Source organism: Microbacterium daqui, from assembly GCF_050408675.1.
GTDB lineage: Bacteria > Actinomycetota > Actinomycetes > Actinomycetales > Microbacteriaceae > Microbacterium.
The window spans coordinates 1-17921 of sequence record NZ_JBNTKF010000033.1; the positions used below are offsets into that span (position 1 = coordinate 1).

Annotated in this window: 18 protein-coding genes, 1 tRNA gene and 1 pseudogene; 10 read left to right on the plus strand and 10 right to left on the minus strand. The window is 62.7% G+C overall.

What is annotated here, in order from left to right:
* Positions 1 to 122: 122 nt before the first annotated feature.
* Together ACQUSY_RS12855 and ACQUSY_RS12860 are read right to left on the minus strand one after the other, a co-directional pair.
* On the minus strand, positions 123 to 1481 hold the full coding sequence (locus tag ACQUSY_RS12855) for an HNH endonuclease (RefSeq protein ID WP_428904843.1): 1359 nt from the start codon (positions 1479 to 1481) through the stop codon (positions 123 to 125).
* Positions 1482 to 1782: 301 nt separating this feature from the next.
* Positions 1783 to 2682 (minus strand): DNA-methyltransferase, encoded by a 900-nt coding sequence (locus tag ACQUSY_RS12860; protein ID WP_428904844.1) that lies wholly within the window; start codon positions 2680 to 2682, stop codon positions 1783 to 1785.
* Between the two features lie 59 nt (positions 2683 to 2741).
* Here ACQUSY_RS12860 and ACQUSY_RS12865 point away from each other — a divergent pair, with 59 nt between their 5' ends.
* Positions 2742 to 3377 (plus strand): hypothetical protein, encoded by a 636-nt coding sequence (locus ACQUSY_RS12865; RefSeq protein ID WP_428904845.1) that lies wholly within the window; start codon positions 2742 to 2744, stop codon positions 3375 to 3377.
* Here the strand turns inward: ACQUSY_RS12865 and ACQUSY_RS12870 are convergent.
* Positions 3374 to 4255: a phosphotransferase gene (locus ACQUSY_RS12870; protein ID WP_428904846.1), complete on the minus strand. Its 882-nt coding sequence runs from the start codon at positions 4253 to 4255 to the stop codon at positions 3374 to 3376. The two genes, ACQUSY_RS12865 and ACQUSY_RS12870, sit on opposite strands and share 4 nt — an antisense overlap.
* Positions 4255 to 4893, minus strand: coding sequence for an MBL fold metallo-hydrolase (locus ACQUSY_RS12875; protein WP_428904847.1), 639 nt, complete (start codon positions 4891 to 4893; stop codon positions 4255 to 4257). Before ACQUSY_RS12875 ends, ACQUSY_RS12870 begins: the two co-directional genes overlap by 1 nt.
* A 155-nt stretch (positions 4894 to 5048) precedes the next feature.
* On the opposite strand from ACQUSY_RS12875, the gene ACQUSY_RS12880 reads away from it, so the two are divergent.
* Positions 5049 to 5121 (plus strand) — tRNA-Glu (locus ACQUSY_RS12880).
* 7 nt (positions 5122 to 5128) lie between these two features.
* Here ACQUSY_RS12880 and ACQUSY_RS12885 read toward each other — a convergent pair.
* The 4 genes from ACQUSY_RS12885 to ACQUSY_RS12900 all read right to left on the minus strand — a co-directional run bounded on the left by ACQUSY_RS12885 (position 5129) and on the right by ACQUSY_RS12900 (position 7986).
* Positions 5129 to 5347, minus strand: coding sequence for a hypothetical protein (locus ACQUSY_RS12885; RefSeq protein ID WP_428904848.1), 219 nt, complete (start codon positions 5345 to 5347; stop codon positions 5129 to 5131).
* Between the two features lie 243 nt (positions 5348 to 5590).
* On the minus strand, positions 5591 to 6007 hold the full coding sequence (locus tag ACQUSY_RS12890; RefSeq protein WP_428904849.1) for an OsmC family protein: 417 nt from the start codon (positions 6005 to 6007) through the stop codon (positions 5591 to 5593).
* Positions 6008 to 6289: 282 nt separating this feature from the next.
* Complete coding sequence (locus ACQUSY_RS12895; protein WP_428904850.1) at positions 6290 to 7432, minus strand: DUF4349 domain-containing protein; 1143 nt, start codon at positions 7430 to 7432, stop codon at positions 6290 to 6292.
* Positions 7429 to 7986: an RNA polymerase sigma factor gene (locus ACQUSY_RS12900; protein WP_428904851.1), complete on the minus strand. Its 558-nt coding sequence runs from the start codon at positions 7984 to 7986 to the stop codon at positions 7429 to 7431. The genes ACQUSY_RS12895 and ACQUSY_RS12900 overlap by 4 nt, the downstream gene beginning before the upstream one ends.
* A 249-nt stretch (positions 7987 to 8235) precedes the next feature.
* Between ACQUSY_RS12900 and ACQUSY_RS12905 the strand changes: the two genes are divergently transcribed.
* A complete protein-coding gene (locus tag ACQUSY_RS12905; RefSeq protein ID WP_428904852.1) occupies positions 8236 to 9414 on the plus strand; it encodes a TerC family protein in 1179 nt (392 codons plus the stop codon).
* A 63-nt stretch (positions 9415 to 9477) separates the two neighbouring features.
* Here ACQUSY_RS12905 and ACQUSY_RS12910 read toward each other — a convergent pair whose 3' ends face one another.
* A complete protein-coding gene (locus ACQUSY_RS12910) occupies positions 9478 to 10752 on the minus strand; it encodes an O-acetylhomoserine aminocarboxypropyltransferase/cysteine synthase family protein (protein ID WP_428904853.1) in 1275 nt (424 codons plus the stop codon).
* Between the two features lie 269 nt (positions 10753 to 11021).
* Between ACQUSY_RS12910 and leuC the strand changes: the two genes are divergently transcribed.
* From leuC to ACQUSY_RS12945, 7 genes are read left to right on the plus strand one after another with little or no spacing between them, the layout of a single operon-like run.
* Complete coding sequence (leuC, locus tag ACQUSY_RS12915) at positions 11022 to 12473, plus strand: 3-isopropylmalate dehydratase large subunit (RefSeq protein WP_428904854.1); 1452 nt, start codon at positions 11022 to 11024, stop codon at positions 12471 to 12473.
* Between the two features lie 3 nt (positions 12474 to 12476).
* Entirely contained in the window at positions 12477 to 13088 is a 612-nt protein-coding gene (gene leuD, locus ACQUSY_RS12920; RefSeq protein ID WP_428904855.1) for a 3-isopropylmalate dehydratase small subunit, read from the plus strand.
* Between the two features lie 10 nt (positions 13089 to 13098).
* A complete protein-coding gene (murA, locus tag ACQUSY_RS12925) occupies positions 13099 to 14460 on the plus strand; it encodes a UDP-N-acetylglucosamine 1-carboxyvinyltransferase (protein WP_428904856.1) in 1362 nt (453 codons plus the stop codon).
* 9 nt (positions 14461 to 14469) lie between these two features.
* A complete protein-coding gene (locus ACQUSY_RS12930; protein WP_428904857.1) occupies positions 14470 to 15213 on the plus strand; it encodes a lysophospholipid acyltransferase family protein in 744 nt (247 codons plus the stop codon).
* Positions 15203 to 16330, plus strand: a complete 1128-nt coding sequence (locus ACQUSY_RS12935) for an NAD(P)H-dependent glycerol-3-phosphate dehydrogenase (protein WP_428904858.1) — start codon at positions 15203 to 15205, stop codon at positions 16328 to 16330. Before ACQUSY_RS12930 ends, ACQUSY_RS12935 begins: the two co-directional genes overlap by 11 nt.
* Positions 16236 to 17330: a D-alanine--D-alanine ligase family protein gene (locus tag ACQUSY_RS12940; RefSeq protein ID WP_428904859.1), complete on the plus strand. Its 1095-nt coding sequence runs from the start codon at positions 16236 to 16238 to the stop codon at positions 17328 to 17330. Before ACQUSY_RS12935 ends, ACQUSY_RS12940 begins: the two co-directional genes overlap by 95 nt.
* Positions 17331 to 17334: 4 nt before the next feature.
* A complete protein-coding gene (locus ACQUSY_RS12945) occupies positions 17335 to 17781 on the plus strand; it encodes a DUF4190 domain-containing protein (protein WP_428904860.1) in 447 nt (148 codons plus the stop codon).
* 10 nt (positions 17782 to 17791) lie between these two features.
* Here ACQUSY_RS12945 and ACQUSY_RS12950 read toward each other — a convergent pair.
* A pseudogene (locus tag ACQUSY_RS12950) lies at positions 17792 to 17921 on the minus strand (IS481 family transposase); the annotation flags it as partial.

The window sequence follows — 17921 nt, forward strand, 5'->3', positions numbered from 1 at the left end:
TGGAGCACGTCGAGGTCTTTCGGGATGGTGAGCGTGAAGAACTTCCATCCTCCGGGAGACCTCGACCCCTACCCAGCCAGCGACGCGCTCAACCCACTACACCCTCGTTCGTGAAGAGCCGGTTAAGCCGCAATGCTGGTTCGGGCGCGGCCGCTGAGTCGTGGGGTTTGGGCGGGGTCGACGCTTGTGGGTGGGATGATCCACACTTTTGATGCGCGAGTGATGCCTTCGACCTGAACTTCCCAGCCATTGTCGTGAATGCGGTGGTGGCAACTGGTACAAAGCAGCACCCCGTTGCTGAGATCTGTTGGTCCGGTATCTCGGAGCCACCATCGAATGTGATGTGCCTTGGTCATTTGAGGTGGTAACCCGCACATCACGCATCCGCCGTCTCGTTCGACGAGTGCGAGGCGTTGTGCGCGGGTGAATAGTCGCTTCTCGCGACCCCAGTCGAGGATTTCACCCGCGGAGCCGAGCACTACGGGGATGACGCCCCCGCTGGCGGCTATTTGGCGGCAGGTGGTGACGCTGATCGGCTGATCTGTGCCATCGATCGTCGCGAGGCCAGTGCCGTCGCTGAGGTCGTCGAGCGCGACGCGCACGATGACGGTGGCTCCAGCGAGGGGGAGTCCGTTGTTGTCGCATTCGGCGACGTGTTCACAGATCGCGGTGAGGGCGTCGGCTCGGATCATCGCGACCGTGCGGCGGTCTACACCGCCTTCATCTGTGGTGTCGCCGTGCGGGTCGTTCTGTCGGGCCTGGAAAACCGTGGCTACCCAGGCCTCGATCGCGGCTTTCACTGGCGCGCCCGAGGCGACGTCGGTTTTGAGGTTCAGAAACAGGGATCCGTCGCGCTCGAACATCGTGAGGGACCGGGTGGCACGGGCTTCTTCTTCACGCGGTTCGACACCATCAGGGTTCAGCCAGGCTGCGGCATGAGTAACGAGCTTGCGGACCTCATCGAGTGTCAGCCCGGCGGCCTTCTCGACCAGGAGCGTTTCGGCTTCAGTGATGCGTTCGACATTGACGTGGAGTCGCGCATCGTTGAGTGTGCTAACGATCAATGAACCTGCATCCGCGGCAATTTTGCCGTGATGGATAGCGGCCTCAACGGCCGGATACTTCGCGGGCAGCCGATCGCCTAAGAGGTTCGAGCGTGGCGCGGTCGCTTTGCCGAGCTTCGTGAGCTTTGCAGCATCGCCTGTCGAACTGCCGATGCCGGCCGCAATCAGGGTTGCAGAGTTGCGAAACCCCTGCTGCTTCGCCAGGCCATCGGGCCCCAACTCGGGCCGCGACTCATGATCGATTCCGGCGGCAACCTCCGCACGCAACCCATCGAAGCGACGCTGCACGATACCCATCGCGGAGTTCACCGCCAACAGTTGTTGGCGGCTCAGATCGGCCCCACAATCCGCATCAGCCCACGCCGCTTCGAGAGACGCGACTGCCTCTAGAAGCGGGATCAGGTGCGGATTGCTCATGCCCTCATTTTAGTACAGATGTTCGTGTAAAGCAAAGGTTTTTTAGTATGAATATACGAGTTAACCACGCCAATAGCGACCGTTCTGCACGCACATGTGTGACTCATGTGATTGGTGGGGCTGGTGTGGCACTTTTTGCGTGTGCACCGGTTCTGATCGTGCAAAACGGTAGTTGTTGATGGCCGCGGGGGCAGGTGGAACCATCGGTTCGACTGGGCCGGCCGTCTGATTGGGCGCGTGGGCGGGCCAGCTGATTGGCTCGGCCGGGCTGGGGGTCAGCCGGTTGGGTCGGCTGGCTGCGCTAGGCGCGGCGCTCGGCGGCGCCGGGGTACTCGACGAAGTCGATGGGTGCCGCTGAGCCATCGCCGAGGCGCTTGGCCATGACCGAAATGGCCTCGGCGTTGTTATCAATCAGCACGAAGCGGCGGCCGAGCTTTGCCGCGACCGCACCCAAGGTTCCGCTGCCGGCAAAGAAGTCGAGCACCCAGTCGCCGGGGTTGCTCGATGCCTGCACGATGCGGCGCAGTACTCCTTCGGGCTTCTGCGTCGCGTAGCCGGTCTTTTCGCGGCCGGTGGGGGAGACAATCGTGTGCCACCACACATCGGTCGGTAGCTTGCCGTTTGCGGCGTTCTCGGCACTCACGAGGGTCGGTGCCATGTAGGGCTCGCGGTCGACCTCGGCGCTGTTGAAGTGATAGCGCTTCGGATCCTTCACGTACACCAGAATGTTGTCGTGCTTCGCCGGCCACTTCGACTTCGTGCGCGCACCATAGTCGTAGGCCCAAATGATCTCGTTGAGAAAGCAATCGCGGCCGAACAACGCATCGAGCAACACCTTCGCGTAGTGCGATTCGCGGTAGTCGAGGTGCAGGTAGAGCGTTCCGGTTGGCGCGAGCAGTCTCCAGGCCTCTTCAAGCCGCGGTTCAAGAAACGCCCAATAGTCTTCAAAATCGTCGTTGAACGTCGACACGGTCTTGCGCACGTTCGTGTACGACGAGCCGCGGAACCCCACACGGCTCCCACCGGTGTGCCGCAGCGACGAAACGTTCTGGCGGGTCTGCTTCTTGCCGGTATTGAACGGCGGATCCAGGTAAATCAGCTGGAAAGACTCGTCGGGCAGCGTGCGGATCAGGTCGAGATTGTCGCCGTGAATCACGAGGTTGGGGGAGTTCTCGGTCCACACGCTAGTCACCGAACCCATTCTACGGATGCCACGCGCTTGAGCCCGCCTTCGCGTTGCCGGTCGGTAGGGTGAAGGACATGTCTGCGTTGACGCCCGACGAAGAAGCCGAGCTTGCCGGACTGACTCGCGCGTTGTTTTCGCCGGGAGCGGCACCGGACGCCGCTGCGCAGGCGCGGTTTGCCGCGTTGGATCAACGCCGCCGCGCCGCCGCCCAGCTGCCTGCGGAAGCACCGGAACCAGCGCTCGCGCCGTCAGCGATGGTTCCGGAACCTCCGGGTCAGGTTTCAGAGAAGGCTACGGAACCAACCGCGGTTCATGACGGTGCGCCAGAGACAGGGGCGCAGGTATTCGAGCTGGCGCCTCCGAAGCCCGAACGAGAAACCCGCTCAAAACGCACCAAGATTCTGTCGGCGGTCGCGGGATTCGCAATAGCCGCCGTTGTGACGCTGGCCGTGCAGTGGGGCACGACGCCGTCCCCGGTGGCATCGGGCACTGCGGCGGAAATCAGCGCGGAAGACCTCCCCAACATGGGGGAGCAACATGGCGTCGCGATCACGGGGTGCTTGCCAACGGCCCCGATGCGAAGCTGTTTCGCGTCGATGGAGTTCCCGGGGTATCGACAGTTGTCATGGAAAACAGTGAAGGCTCAACGGGTGCTGAACGATAAGCGTCTCGAGGTGTGGCCGATCGGCTCCGGCCTGCCGATGCCTTAGCTCTCGGCGACGAGCTCCGCAACGATCTCGGCACCGAGAGCGGCGTAGTCAGGGCGATCGTCGCTGAGCACGGTCAGCGTGACCGCGATTGCCGCAGCCCACCCGCGTGCACGCACCCAGGTGTCGGCGTCGACGTGGGCTGATGCGGCGATGAATTCGCGTCGGCCGGCAGCGTCAAACACAATCCACGCGGCGGCGAGGTCGTACGCCGGGTCGCCGGATGTGACGTCACCGAAGTCGACGAGAGCCACGAGATGGGGGCCGTCGACCACGATGTTGCCGGCGTGGAGGTCGCCGTGAACCCAGACCGGCGCGTGTGGCCACTCCGGTGTCGACAACGCGTCTTCCCACGCTGCGAGCACCCGGGGCGGGAACACAGTCATGGCCAGCCTTTCGCGCACCGCCCCGTCACGCGTTTGCAGGGCTTGCCCACGCACTGGGTTGGCCGGTGCGTCAGCGTCAGCGGCGACGTGCAACGCGGCGAGGGCCTCAGCGAGCTTCGCGGCCCACGCCGTGCGCGCAGCGCGGGGCTGGTGCAGCGCGGCGGAACCACCAAACCACGGAACCACAGACCAGGGCCGTGCAAATGGTTCCGTTGCCGGCATCGCAGCCAATGGTTCTGGAACCTGCACTCCCGCCGGGCGCAACAGCGCGGCAATGCGCGACAACACGAGCTGCTCGTGATCAATGAGGGGAACAGAAAGCTCACGCCGCGGCAACCGCACGGCACGGGTCGTGCCGAGGCGCCACATTTCGTTGTCCCACCCGGCGAACGCGAGGCTCAGCGGCTCTTCGGCGTAGTCGAGGTGGGCGTTGCGCAACAGCGTGCGCACGAGGTTTTCGGTGATGGGAAAGTCGGCGGCGGGGGAGTCAGCCATCAGAGGTCGATGGCTTCGCCCGGCGCGAGCGGCAGGTATTGGCCGCCGCCCTGCTGCGTCGCCCAGTCGAGGCGGTCGTGGTGCATGCCGTGGCCGACGTCAGACAGTGTCATGTCGTGTGTGCCGAAGCAGTAGCGGGGTGCGACGTCGAGCACGAAGTCGGTGGCGTCGCCGATCTTGAGCCACGGCGCACCGAGCGGCGCAGCGAGAACCGTGACGTCTTTGTCGCCGGGCAGCGCGTAGGAGTCGCCCGGGTAGTAGAACTGGTCGTTGACGAGCACACCGACGTTGCCGATGACGGGGATCGACTCATGAATGACGGCGTGCGTGCCGCCGAAGAATTCAAGCGTGAAGGCGTCGTGCGTGATGACGTCGCCCGGGCTTACGGCGATCACGTTGACGCCCGGCACCGTCGTGGCGACTGCCGTCGGCGCATAGATCGGAACCTCGGGGTTCAGTTCACTGATGCGCTGCAGATTCGCGGGGGAGCAGTGGTCGGGATGCACGTGGGTGACGACGACGGCCGCGATGTTTGCGAAGTCGGTGAGCGAGGTCAGGAATCCGCCCGGATCGATGACCAGGCGCGATTCATCGGTGTCGATCGTGACCGTCGCGTGCTCGTACTTCGTGATGCGCATGACTCGATCAAACCGCGTAATTTCGCGGGAGGCAAGCGCTCGACACGCGCGGCGCGCGCGAAATCGGGAGTCGATTTTGTGTGACTGTCGCAGACATGGCATACTCGAATAGTTGTCGCGAGACAGAAAGCCGAAGGGCAGAAAGTCTTACATACGGCCCCATCGTATAGCGGCCTAGTACGCCGCCCTCTCACGGCGGTAACGCGGGTTCGAATCCCGCTGGGGTCACACAACATCAAAAACCCTCGACCATCTGGTCGGGGGTTTTTGCGTTGCCCGGAATGTTGCTGCCGAGCGGCAGGGCTACGTATTGGCAAAGATCGCGGTCGCGGCGCCTGCCCTCGCCACCCAGCCCCGTGGTTCCGCTGCCCGCCGTTGCCCAGCCCGTGGTTCGTGGTTCCGTTGCTGGCCGTTGCCCAGCCCCGTGGTTCCGTCCCGTTTCAGCGTTATGCACGAGCCGTTCTCGTTACGCACGATTGAAACCGCCAAAACCCCGCGACACGCCGCATTTTCGGGTCTTTCAGGCCGTCCGCTCGTGCGTAACAAAATTCGCTCGTGCATAACGCTGTAGACCGGCACCAGGAGGAGCTCGGAACCACGAGAGCGGAACCAAGGGAGCGGAGCCGCGAGAACGGAACCACGAGAGCGGAACCAAGGGAGCGGAGCAACCGAGGAGAACGGAATGACGATCGCCGCGCTACTTGGCGTCGAAAGCCTCGGCGTGTACGCGCACGGTTGTGGCTGCGTGGAGGAGCTTCGAAACCGGGCAGCGCGCGTGAGCGGCGGCGAGAACGCGCTCGGTCTCGTCGAGGTCGGCACCTTCGACAGACAGATAGGCATCGACTTCGAACACATACCCAACGTCAGGCAGAAGATCGTGCAGTTCGATCGTGACGCGCACGCTGGTGCGCTTGGCACGCTCCACAATCGCCTGCGCGGTCGAGTTGAGGCACGTAGCCCAGGCAAGCGCTAAGAGTTGCTCGGGGTTTGTCGCGTCGGCGTCGGGTGTCGCCGACAGCGGCGACGATACGGCAACTTCCATTCCGTCGATGACGCGACTGGTTCCGTTGCCGCCCGTGTCGTTTCGTGCCTCAGTTGCATACTTGATCGCCATTCCGCCAGCCTAAGCGCGCCGGCACCAACAGGGGTCGCGAGGGCACACAAAGCACAAGGAGCAAAGCACAAGGAGCAAAGCGCCAACGCAACAGAAAAGGCCCCCTCGGAGCGAGATTCCGAGGGGGCCGGCAGAAGGGTTCGCGCTGGTCCCGCCAGCGCGAACCCTGGTCTTAAGCTTCGTCCGCGACCCGGCTGACGGTGCCGTTCGAGTCACCGCGTCGACGCGAGCGGCGTGCCCGCACGATCAGCCAGATGNGTCCCGCCAGCGCGAACCCTGGTCTTAAGCTTCGTCCGCGACCCGGCTGACGGTGCCGTTCGAGTCACCGCGTCGACGCGAGCGGCGTGCCCGCACGATCAGCCAGATGATGAGGCCGACGACACCGACAACGATGAGCCAGGGGAGTGCGAAACCGAGGGCGATGATGATGCCGTTGAACGCGGCGATCAGACCGTTCCAACCGGCGAGCAGGCCGTCGGCGAACCCGTCGGGGTCGGCGTCAACCGTCACGCTCTCGGTGCGCAGGTCGATCGAGATCGTCGACATCGACACCTGGTCGGTGAGTGAGTCGAGCTGCTGCTGGAGCGATTCGAGCTCAGCCTGACGCTGGCTCAGTGCAGCTTCGGCGGTGATCAGATCGCCAACCGAGCCGGACTGCTTCATCAGCTCTTCCAAGCGAGCAACGCTGGCCTCAAGCGACGAGACGCGTGCCTTGAGGTCGACGCTCTGCTGGGTGACGTCGTAGCGGTCGATGGTGGTCGACGTCACAGTGCCAATTGCCTGTAGCTGAGTGATGGCGTCGTCGACGGATGCTTCCGGAATGCGAATGCTGATCCATCCGGACGTGGGCGTGAGCGGCGCTGATGCCTTCTCCGCATCGGTGGCGTAGTCATACCCGTAGCCGGAGGTGCCGATGTTCTGCGACGATACGTAGCCACTGAGCGCCGTCGTGATCGCCGTGATGTCTGCGACCGACTTCTCGACGTTAGTCACGGTAATCCCGAGGTTCGCCGTCGTAATGACCTGCGGCTCGACCGTCGTCGACGATGTGCTCTTGCTGTCGTACGACGTTTCGCCACCGCCGTCCATCGCCAATGGCGCTTCAACCGACATGTCGTTGCGTGTAACCGAACCGCTGTCCATGTCAGCCCCGCCAGCCATCTCAGGAACGCTACTCATCGCTGAGTCGCCAGCGCTGGTTCCGCCCACGTTCAGGAGAGACGGAACCACGGCAGCGCCGGCAACGACAACGGTTGCGGCAGCGGCGGACCACATAATCGTGTGGCTGCGCTTGCGCTTGGCGCGCGCGACCGAAGCCGTGCGCTGCTCGCCAATGCGCTGGAAGATGCCGTCTTCCATGCGCGCGATGGAGTCGTTAGAGAGTTCTGGGAGAACGATAGGGGTTCGGGTCGCTTCGTCGTTCATGAGACTTCCGATTCACTTACAGCTGTCCGCAGGCGTGTGCGTATGCGGGAGAGGCGATTGCGGACGGTTCCTGATGTCACTTTGAGTTCTTCTGCGGCTGCCGCGTAGGCGTAGCCTTCGGTAGCGCAGAGCCGGAAGATTTCTCTATCCAGTTCACTCAAAGCGGCAAGCTCCTTGAGGATCGTTTCGGCGTAGTCACGGCTAATGACCTGATCTTCGACGTTGATCGTCGACGGGGTCATGTCGTCGGCCTCACCGCTGCGGTGGGCCTCTTCGCGGCGTCGTGAACGCATCCGGTTTGACGCTTGGTAGCGGCAAATGGTGGCGAGCCACGGCAACAGCGATTCGCCCTCCAGCACGAATCCGGGGAGCTTTTTCCAGGCGACAACAAACGTCTCTTGGGCGATGTCTTCCGCATCGGCAGCGTTCCTTAAGAGTCCGTGCGCGATCCAGTAGACCGGCCGTACATAGCGCTGGTAAAGCTCGCGGAAGGCATGTTCGCTTCCGCTCGCGGCCCGGGCGACCAGGTCGGCGTCTGTTGTCGTTGTGTCCACAGCTTTTCCTTATCTCGCGGAGCTGTCTCTCACTATCGGGTGTGTCATCTGTAGTGATCGTCTCAGAATCTTTTCGGTCGTTGTGGACGACATGTGGCTATTGGTCAGGCACAGGCACGGTATTCTTGACGGGCGAAGGGGAGTATCCCATCAATGCACATTCGTCAACACGAGCATCGCTCCGGGTGTGCGCCGCGTCACGCGGGGGAGAGACTTTCGATCCCTTGACGTATCTTCCGGAAGGCATTCATGGTGCTCGCACATTCTCTGACAGTCCTCGCAGCTGCCGGGGGGGAAGACACAGCGCAGGCCGGCGCCTTTACGATTCCGCTTTGGTTTGAAATCGGATCCCTGGTGGTTCTGACGCTGATTCTGATCGCCGACCTCCTGCTGATTATCAAGCGACCGCACGTACCGTCTGCCAAGGAGTCCACGCTGTGGGTCGTCTTCTACGTCACCCTCGCGCTGATCTTCGCCGCGGTCCTCGGCCTCATCGCCGGATGGGACTGGGCTGGCCTCTTCGTCGCCGGTTGGGCAACCGAATACAGCCTCTCAATCGACAACCTGTTTGTCTTCGTGTTGATCATGACGCAGTTCCGGGTGCCACGTCGCCTGCAGCAAGAGGTGCTCATGGTGGGCATCATCATCGCGCTCGTGCTGCGCGCCGGGTTCATCTTCCTCGGCGTGACGCTCATCAACGCGTTCTCGCCGGTCTTCTACCTCTTCGGTGTCTTCCTGCTGTGGACGGCGTACAAGCAGGCCTTCGACAACAGCCATGACGACGAAGAAGCCAAGGAAAGCAAGATCATCACGTTCTTGCGCCGTCGCGTTGAAATCACCGACGAATTCGATGGATCTAAGCTCCGCACCGTCGTTGACGGCAAGAAGATGTTCACGCCGATGCTGGTCGTCTTCGTCGCGATCGGTCTCACCGACCTGATGTTTGCGATCGACTCGATTCCGGCGATCCTCGGCATCACGCACGAGTTCTTCATCGTGCTGACGGCCAACATCTTCGCCCTCATGGGTCTGCGCCAGCTGTACTTCCTGCTCGGTGGCATGCTCGAGAAGCTGCGCTACCTGCACATCGGTATCGCCGTCATTCTGGCATTCATCGGTGTCAAGCTGATCCTGCACGCGCTGCACGTCAACGACCTGCCGTTCCTCAACAACGGCGAAGGTTTCCCCGTTCCTGAGGTCCCGACATGGTTGTCGCTGACGGTGATCTTCGGATCGCTCATCGTTGCCACCATCGCAAGCCTCATCGCTTCGCGTCGCGACGAGCGTCGTGCACCGAAGACCTCGGTCACGCCGGTTGCGGGCGCCTCGGCGGTCGCCGAGGGCGAAGCGCAACTCAACGAATCGTCGGTTGCCCCGAGCGCAGTCGACGGCGACAAGAATGCTGACGAAGACTATTTGAAGCCGTAACACGCTGACGACAGCAGGCCTCCTCCGTGATTGACGCGGAGGAGGCCTGCTTCGTTTTTGAACTTAGAGAACGCGATCGAGATCAGCGATCAGGTCGTCGATGTCTTCCAAGCCAATCGATACGCGCAATGTGCCCGGGTATACGCCGACCTCGGCGCGCTCCTCGGGTGTACGGAACGCATGCGACGTCGTCTCCGGGTGCAGCACGAGCGAGCGCACATCACCGAGGTGCGTCATGTGCGTGAACGTCTGCACGTTGTTGACGACGTGTGCGGCAGCATCGCGCCCGCCCCGCAACGTGAATGAGAACACGGAACCATAGCCGCGGGGCAACAGCGTCTGCGCGAGTTCGTGAGAGGGATGGTTCTCCAGCCCCACGTAGTCGACAGACTCGACCGCCGGGTGCTGTGCGAGGTACTTCGCTACGGCCAGCGCTTGACGAGAGAGCTCACGTACGCGCAGGCTCAGCGTTTCTGCACCCTGGCCGATGAGGAACGCGCTGAGCGGTGAGATCGTGGGCCCGATGCGCGGGGCAACGCTTTCTTTTGCGTAGCCAACAAACGTGTCTGCACCGTACTTCTCCGTGTAGCTTGCGCCGCCGAGGCGGCTCTTCGTAACCAGATGCGGGAAGCGCGCTCCGTATACGTCGGCGTCAAAGGTTCCGCCATCCACGATCACGCCCCCGATCACAGACCCCTGCCCCGACAAGAACTTGCTCGTCGAGTGCACTGACAGTGCGGCACCGTGCTCGAGCGGACGGAACAGGTAGGGCGTTGCGAAGGTGTTGTCGATGATGAGCGGAATGCCGTATTCGCGACCGATCGCGGCGACGGCGGCAACATCAAACAGTAGGTTTGCCGCGTTCGAGATCGACTCGCCAAACAGAATCTTGGTGTTGTCGGTGATCGCCGCACGCCACGCCTCGGGGTCCGCAATGTCGTCGATGAACGTGACGGTGATGCCGAGACGGGGGAGCAGGTCAAGGAAGAGCCCGCGGGAACCTTCGTAAATGTGCGTCGAGCTGACGATGTGGTCGCCAGCGCCGGCGAGCGCCAGCACAGCGGTCGATACCGCGGCCTGTCCGCTACCAACCAGCAGCGCCCTGGTTCCGCCCTCCAGTGCCGTGAGCTTTTCTTCCACCGCGTCGATTGTCGGGTTGCCGGTGCGGGTGTAGCCGTAGCCGGTGCCCTCGCCGAAGTGCGCGACGCCCTGTTCAAAACTGTCGAACGTGAAACCCGCCGTCAGATGAATGGGCAGCGCGCGCGGCGTCGAGGGGGCCGCGGTGGTTCCGACATGCAATTGTTGCGTCGAAAACCCCAGATCCTTCTGAACGGTCATTGTGCTCCTTGAATCGATGAGGACGACACCAGATTGACACCGGGGGAGTCGCGCGTGCTGGCATATGTACTCCTGTTACGGCGAATGGCGACTTATGTCATGTGTCGTGACGTTAAGGCGCGAACGGAGGCGCGTTCTGACGGTGGTAGCCTGACGATGTGCGTGGCGCAATCCTCCTCCTTAGCAGCCGCGACGAGTCCTAGTTTCAGCTGGCCTCCTCGTCGCGGAGTATCGCTGCGGCCCACACACAAATTTTCTTGGAGATCTGCATGAGCACTGCTGCCGTTTCCCGTCCCCAAACCCTCGCCGAGAAGGTGTGGGACAACCACCTTGTCGTGAAGGGTGAAGAGGGTCAACCCGACCTGATTTACATCGACCTGCACCTCGTTCACGAGGTCACCAGCCCGCAGGCTTTCGATGGCCTGCGTGCGGAAGGTCGCCCGCTGCGCCGTCTTGACCTGACGATCGCGACGGAAGACCACAACACCCCGACGCTTGACATCGACAAGCCGATTGCCGACCTCACAAGCCGCACGCAGATCGAAACGCTGCGCCGCAACGCCGCCGAGTTCGGTGTTCGCTTGCACTCGCTCGGCGACAAAGAGCAGGGCATTGTGCACGTTGTCGGCCCGCAGCTCGGTCTCACGATGCCCGGCATCACGGTCGTGTGTGGCGACTCGCACACCTCGACGCACGGTGCGTTCGGCGCCATGGCGTTTGGTATCGGCACGAGCGAGGTCGAGCACGTCATGGCGACCCAGACGCTCCCGCTGAAGCCCTTCAAGACGATGGCGATTAACGTTGACGGCACGCTGAAGCCCGGCGTCACCGCAAAAGACATCATTCTCGCGGTGATTGCGAAGATCGGAACCGGTGGTGGCCAGGGCTACGTGCTCGAGTACCGTGGTTCTGCGATTCGTGCGCTCTCCATGGAGGGCCGCATGACGATCTGCAACATGTCGATCGAAGCGGGTGCCCGCGCCGGTATGGTCGCCCCCGATCAGATCACCTTTGACTACCTTGAGGGTCGCGACCACGCGCCCAAGGGCCAGGACTGGGATGACGCGGTTGCCTACTGGAAGACCCTGCCGACCGATGAGGGCGCAACGTTTGACGCCGAGGTCTTCATCGACGCCGACACGCTCGAGCCGTTCGTGACGTGGGGTACCAACCCCGGCCAGGGCGCTTCGCTCTCCGACGTGGTTCCGAACCCCGCCGACGTCGCTGACCCCAACGAGCGCGCAGCCGCTGAGCGCGCACTCGAATACATGGACCTGAAGCCCGGAACCAAGCTGAAGGACGTTGCCGTTGACGCCGTCTTCATGGGCTCGTGCACCAACAGCCGCATCGAAGACCTCCGCGCCTTCGCCTCGGTCATCAAGGGTCACAAGAAGGCGGACGGCGTTCGGGTGATGGTTGTTCCGGGTTCCGCTCGCGTGCGCCTCGAGGCAGAAGCCGAAGGCATCGACAAGATTGTTGAAGAGTTCGGTGCCGAGTGGCGCTTCGCCGGTTGCTCGATGTGCCTCGGCATGAACCCCGACCAGCTGGCGCCCGGTGAGCGTTGCGCGTCGACGTCGAACCGTAACTTTGAAGGACGCCAGGGTAAGGGCGGTCGCACGCACCTGGTTTCGCCGCTCGTTGCCGCAGCTACCGCGATTCGCGGCACGCTGTCGAGCCCGAGCGACCTGGAAACGACCGTCACCGAGATGGCAGAGGTGTAAGACATGGAAAAGTTCACGACCCACACCGGAATCGCTGCGCCCCTGAAGCGCTCGAACGTTGACACCGACCAGATCATCCCCGCGGTCTTCCTTAAGCGCGTCACCAAGACGGGCTTCGAAGACGCGCTCTTCCACGGCTGGCGCCAAGACCCGGAGTTCGTGCTCAACAAGCCCGAGTTCCAGGGGGCGTCGATTCTCGTGGCCGGCCCTGACTTTGGTACCGGGTCGAGCCGCGAGCACGCCGTTTGGGCGTTGCGCGACTTTGGCTTCAACGTCGTGCTGAGCCCCCGTTTCGCTGACATCTTCCGCGGAAACTCGGGCAAGCAGGGCCTGCTGACCGGCATCATTACGGAAGAAGACCTGGAAAAGATCTGGGCCGAGATTGACGCGAACCCTGGCTGTGAGATGACCGTCAACCTGGAAGATCGCACCGCAACTGTGGGCGCGCTCAGCGTCTCCTTCCAAATCGACGATTACACTAGGTGGAGGCTCCTGGAGGGACTCGACGACATCGGGTTGACTCTCCGGAACGAAGACAAGATCGCCGCCTACGAGGCGAAACGAGAATCCTGGAAGCCCCGCACCCTACCGGTGCAGGCTTCGCCCGCACAGTGAGGCACGCAGTATGACCCTGAACACCGTTTCATCGTCTGGAGCACCAAGTTCAGGAGGCGAGGAGATCCTCGCCATTCGTGGCGGACAACCGCTGTCGGGCCGCGTCTCCGTTAAGGGCGCAAAGAACCTCGTCACGAAGGCGATGGTTGCGGCTCTCCTGGGTGAATCCGCCTCAGTGCTGCGCGATGTGCCCGGCATCTCCGATGTCGCTGTCGTGCGTTCGCTTCTTGAGGTGCACGGTGTCTCGGTGACCGAGGGTCCGGAAGAGGGCTCGCTGCTCCTTGACCCGGCAAATGTTGAGTCGGCTCACTTTGAAGAGATCGACGCGCACGCCGGTTCGTCGCGAATTCCGATTCTGTTTTGCGGCCCGCTGTTGCACCGCCTCGGCCAGGCGTTCATTCCTGACCTTGGCGGCTGCCGCATTGGCGACCGTCCGATTGACTTCCACCTTGACGCCCTGCGTAAGTTCGGCGCCGTTGTTGAGAAGCAGCCGAGCGGTATTCGCCTGTCGGCTCCCAACGGCCTGCGCGGTGCCAACATTCACCTCCCGTACCCGAGCGTCGGCGCTACCGAGCAGGTTCTGCTCACGGCAACGCGTGCTGAGGGTGTCACGGAGCTGAAGAACGCCGCGATCGAGCCCGAGATCATGGATCTCATTGCCGTACTGCAGAAGATGGGCGCGATCATCTCGATCGAACCCAACCGCGTCATCCTCATCGAGGGCGTCAAGACGCTGCGCGGCTACGACCACCGTTCGATCTTCGACCGTAACGAAGCCGCCAGCTGGGCAGCCGCTGCACTCGCGACTGACGGCGAAATCTTCGTCGAGGGTGCGCGCCAGCCCGACATGCTGACCTTCCTCAACGTGATTCGCCGCATGGGTGGCGACTTCGATGTGCGCGAAGACGGCATTCTGTTCCGTCGTGATGGCGACATGCGCGCTGTCACGGTCGAAACCGACGTGCACCCCGGCTTCATGACCGACTGGCAGCAGCCGCTCATCGTGGCATTGACCCAGGCACACGGCGAGTCGATCGTGCACGAGACGGTCTACGAGAACCGTTTCGGATTCACGAGCGCACTCAACCAGATGGGCGCCAACATCGTCGTGCACCCGCACGGTCTGCAAGACGGCCCGCGTCGCGTTCCGCGCCGCATGCTCGAGCAGGCGGCCGTTGTCAACGGTCCGACGCCTCTGCACGGTGCCGACATCGTGGTTCCGGACCTCCGTGGTGGGTACAGCCACGTGCTCGCGGCGCTCACGGCTGAGGGCGAATCGGTGGTACGCAACATTGGCATCATTCGCCGCGGCTACGAGAAGTTCCTCGACAAGCTGACCGCGCTTGGCGCTGACTTCGACGTCGTCGGTTAATCTGACCTGATGTCCGTTTCACCGGAGAAGAGCAAGCTCAGCTGGTTCTGGCCGCTTTCCGCTATCGCCGTCCCGCTCGTCTCGCTGATCACGAAGACGAAGCGTCTCGGCGAGTTGCCGAAAGACGGCGCATACGTTCTCGCGCCCAACCACATGTCGGAGTTCGATCCGCTCATTGTGGCGGTTTCGGTCTGGCGCATGGGGCGTGCCCCGCGCTTCATGGCAAAGGCCAGCCTGTTTAAGGTTCCCGTGCTCGGGAGGATTCTGCGCGTCACGCAGATGATCCCGGTGCAGCGCGAGTCGACCAGCCTTGGTGCGCGGCAGACGCTTGACGCCGCGGAAAACCTGGCCGCAACCGGTCGCGGCGTCATTGTGTATCCCGAAGGCACCCTCACGCGCGACCCTGATCTCTGGCCAATGCGTGGCAAGACCGGCGCCGTGCGTCTCGCTCTCGAAGCCGGTGTGCCGTTGATTCCCGCCGCGCACTGGGGTAGCGAAAAGATCATGCCGCGCTACGGCAAGTTCTCGCTGTGGCCGCTACGCAAGAAGTCTGTCTTCCTGGTGGGTGAAGCTATCGACCTGTCGGCATACGAGGGGCGCGAACGAGACTCCCGTGCGCTCGCTGAAGCGACTACTCTGCTGATGAACGAGATCACTGCTCTCGTGGAGAAATTGCGAAACGAGAAGGCCCCCGCCGAGCGCTGGGATCCGAGCAAGCACAACCAGAAAGAAACTGGCAATTATGAGTCGTAAGCCTATGACAGCGCCGAAGGTCGCAGTCATCGGCGCCGGTAGCTGGGGAACCACGTTCGGCAAGATCCTTGCTGATGGCGGCAGCAACGTCACGATGTGGGCGCGTCGACCTGAGCAGGCGCTCGAAATTCGTGAGAGCAAGCGCAACAGCCAGTACCTGCCCGGCATTAACCTGCCCCGTTCGATGACGGCAACGCCGCATCTGTCGGAGGCCCTGGATGGCGCCGAACAGATCTTTCTGTCGATTCCGAGCCAAACCGCCCGAGAGAATCTGAAGGCGATTCGCCCGCTCATTGCTGGTTCCGATGCTCCCATCATCAGCCTGATGAAGGGTGTCGAGAAGTCGTCCGGCCTGCGCATGAGCCAGGTCATCGAGCAAGAGCTAAGGATTGATCCGGCGCGTATCGCCGTGGCATCCGGCCCGAACTTGGCGCTGGAGATTGCACGCGAGCAGCCCACCGCTGCCGTTATCTCTTCGACCAGCCGGGAGACGGCCGAAGCGGTCGCCCGCCTTGCGAGCAACAGATACTTCCGCACGTTCGTGAACACCGACGTGACCGGCACCGAGTTCGGTGGCGTGCTGAAAAACCTGATCGCGGTTGCCATTGGCATCGTCGACGGCGTTGGCTACGGCGAAAACACCAAAGCGTCGATCATCACGCGCGGCCTCGTTGAGATGACCGATTTCGCGGTGGCGTACGGTGCTGAGCCGGAGACTCTGCAGGGCCTCGCGGGTCTCGGCGACCTGATCGCGACGTGCCAGTCGCCGCTCAGCCGCAACAACACCGCGGGTCGCCTCTTGGGCCAGGGCTACAGCATGAGAGACGTTGTTAAGCAGATGAACCAGACGGCGGAGGGTCTCGCATCCGTCGCTCCGGTGCTGCAGCTGGCGAAAGAGGTGGGCGTTGATATGCCCATCGTGCGCCAGGTAAAGATGGTTTTGGACGGGCAGATGAACCCGCGCGATATCGCGCCGCATCTGACCACCGATGATGACACCCCGAAGGGGGAGAGGACGCAGTATGGCCAAGCAGGTGGTGGCGGTGCTCTTCGGCGGGCGCTCCAGCGAGCATTCAATCAGTTCCGCAACAGCGGGCGGAGTGCTTCGGGCCATTGATCGCGACCGCTTCGCGGTAATTCCGATCGGCATCACCCGCAACGGCACGTTCGTGCTCGAAGAAGACAACCCCGGGAAGTTTCAGCTTGACGCTGCAAACCTCCCGGAAATCGTCGACAACGGCACCCGCATCATTTGGCCAGAAGGTGCCGATGACCGCACGCTGAGCGTGCGTGAAGCCGACGGAACGGTGCGCGCACTTGGTGAGGTCGACGTCGTGCTGCCGATTCTTCACGGCGTCCACGGCGAAGACGGAACCATGCAGGGCTTCCTTGACATCCTGGGGCTCCCGTACGCGGGGGGTGGGGTGCTCGGGTCGGCGATCAGCATGGACAAGCACTTCATGAAGATCGCCCTCGAGGCGGCTGGAATCGCCGTGTCGCCCGGTTTCACGACTACGGCACGCGAGTGGGCACAGAACGCCGAGGGCGTTCGCGCCCGGGCAAGCGAATACGCGTTGCCTGTCTTTGTGAAGCCGGCGCGCGCAGGCTCGAGCGTTGGCGTTTCGCGCGTCAGCGACATGAGCGAGTTCGACGAAGCCATGCGCATCGCGCTGGCTGAAGACTCCAAGGTGCTCGTCGAGCAGGGCATCAGCGGCCGTGAGGTCGAGGTTGGCGTGCTCGAGGGGCGCGGCGGTGCGCCCGCACGTGCTTCGCTTGCCGGTGAAATCGTATTGACGACCCGCTCGTTCTATGACTTTGAGGGCAAGTACCTCGGCGGCGATGGTGTTGACATTGTGTGCCCGGCAGCGATGACGGATGACGAAATGCGTGCGTTGCAGGAGACTGCGGTGGCGGCATTCGAAGCTGTTGATGGCTTGGGCCTCGCGCGCGTGGACTTCTTCCTCACCGCCGACGGACCGGTGGTCAACGAGCTCAACACGATGCCCGGATTCACACCGATCTCCATGTTCCCGAAGTGCTGGATCGCCTCAGGAATGACGTACGCTGAGCTTATTACCGAGCTGATTGACACGGCTTTGGAGCGTACTGAGGGGTAACGCTATGGCAAGCGATTTTGAGACACCGCTGACACCGCCCGCGGCTGTTCCGGTACAACCAATTTCGTCGACAAGCGAGCCACAGGTTCCGCTTGCCCCGCAGTTCTCACAGCAATACGCTCCGCAAGCCGCTCCGCAGTACCCGGGTTCGCCCGCGGGCACGTATTTCGGCAACTCGGGTTACCCCGGCCCACAGCAGAACATCATCAACGCGTACCCGCAGGGGGCGAACGTCCAAGCCGCGAACGGCATGGCCATCGGATCCTTCATCACGGGTCTTCTGGGCATGTTTCCGGTCGCGATTCCCCTCGGCATCGTTGCGCTCAATCGCATGAACAAAACCGGGGAGTCGAATCGATGGATGGCCATCACCGGTATCGCACTGGGCGCCGCACACGCAATCGGGTGGGGCTTACTCGTCGCGATCCCGTTGCTGCTTATCGGGTACTAGAACGCACCCGCTAGATGTACTGACCTCGACCGTTGTTGATTCGGTCGATGGGGGTCTTGCCTCCGATGCCGAGGTGGTGCCTGTCTAGGTTGTAGTGGTCGAGCCAGGTCGTCAAGGCGGCGGCTCGGTCGTCGTTGGAG